General features: G+C 61.7%; 2 protein-coding genes and 1 pseudogene. All 3 read left to right on the top strand.

Annotated features, from left to right (window positions below; translation table 11 throughout):
* The coding region (locus tag EN994_RS31910) for a DUF2161 family putative PD-(D/E)XK-type phosphodiesterase (RefSeq protein WP_245466149.1) at positions 1 to 371 on the top strand (371 nt) is incomplete at its 5' end.
* Between the two features lie 56 nt (positions 372 to 427).
* Positions 428 to 835, top strand: a complete 408-nt coding sequence (locus EN994_RS31905; protein WP_032808257.1) for a DUF930 domain-containing protein — start codon at positions 428 to 430, stop codon at positions 833 to 835.
* Positions 836 to 1,016: 181 nt separating this feature from the next.
* Positions 1,017 to 1,305: pseudogene (locus EN994_RS31900) on the top strand (TerC family protein); the annotation flags it as partial.

Below are 1,305 nucleotides of genomic sequence, written 5' to 3'. Positions count from 1 at the left end.
TTCTCAGCCCGATCGCGCTGGCGCCGCGCAAAAATGCCCGCCGGCGCTCCCGCCTGGTCGATGAGCACCAGCGCCGTCGCGGCGATCCCGTTGCCGGAGGAGGATCGCGCAATCCGATCATGACCGCCTATCGCCAAAGCGCCCTCGCCTGCGCTGCCGCCATGGTGGATGGCCCCAGGCGGCCGCGAGATCTGAAGGCGGTGACGCCGATCGCGCCCAAGATCCTGCAGCACAATGTCTATGGCTGGTTCGCGCGCGTCGACCGCGGCCTCTACGATCTTACCGATGCCGGCCGTGCCTCTTTGATCCGTTGGCCGCAGGCATCGCACGACGAATCCCGACACGCAATTTTGAACGCAGCAGCCATATGATTGAAGATTCCCGCAGCGTCCGAGGCGGTCCGCTCGGTTGATTTCTCCGACAAAATATGTTGCTTGTCCCGCCCATGAAGAAGCTCTGCATGACCGCCTTGGCGTCAGTGACACTGAGTTTTCCAGCCAGCGCAATGGACAATGCATTGCGCGCCGGACTGATGAAACTCGATCCCCAAACTCGCCTTGAACAGCGTTGCGACGCCGAAGTGCTCGACCGCATCACCCATGACGATCGCAAGTTCAAAGCCGATCGCGTCGTCGCCTACGCCTTTGCCACGCCCGAGATGGGCGCCGATGCAATCAAGAGCCCGGGTGCTGCGTTTCGCAGCAAGGGGCAGTGGTACAGGCTGAAATTCAAGTGCCAGACCGGGCCGGACCATATGGAAGTCTTGCAACTCCGCTACCGGATCGGCGACGAGATTCCGGAAGCCGACTGGGCAAAGTATAATCTCTACGATTGATTGGCGATCGGCCATGGTTTTGCCTGGCTGTCGGCGAGTGCCGCGAGCATTGGATCTGGCTTGACGTAGCGATGCTTCGGTGATGGCGCCACGCGTGATCCCTTGACGCCAAGGGACCACCAAGTTAGGGCCTCTGGGTAATCGACGAACACTCGGCAAAATCAGCAAGGGCTTCCGGTCGATGGACATTTTTTTCAGCGCTGCCAGCCTGACCGCCCTGCTCCAGGTCATCGCCATCGACCTCGTGCTGGCCGGCGACAATGCGATCGTCATCGGCCTTGCCGCTGCCGGCCTGCCGGCTGACCAACGCAAGAAGGCGATCCTCATCGGCGTGATTGCGGCAACGGTGCTGCGCATCGGTTTTGCCGCAATTACCGTCAAGCTGCTGGCGATCGTCGGCCTGCTGCTGGCCGGCGGCATCCTGCTGCTGTGGGTCTGCTGGAAAATGTACCGCGAGCTGCGCACGTCAC

Origin of the sequence: Mesorhizobium sp. M7A.F.Ca.CA.002.09.1.1 (assembly GCF_003998555.1) — a bacterium.
GTDB lineage: Bacteria > Pseudomonadota > Alphaproteobacteria > Rhizobiales > Rhizobiaceae > Mesorhizobium > Mesorhizobium ciceri.
Note: the sequence above shows the minus strand (reverse complement) of the source record. Positions and strands in the feature narration are given on the sequence as shown.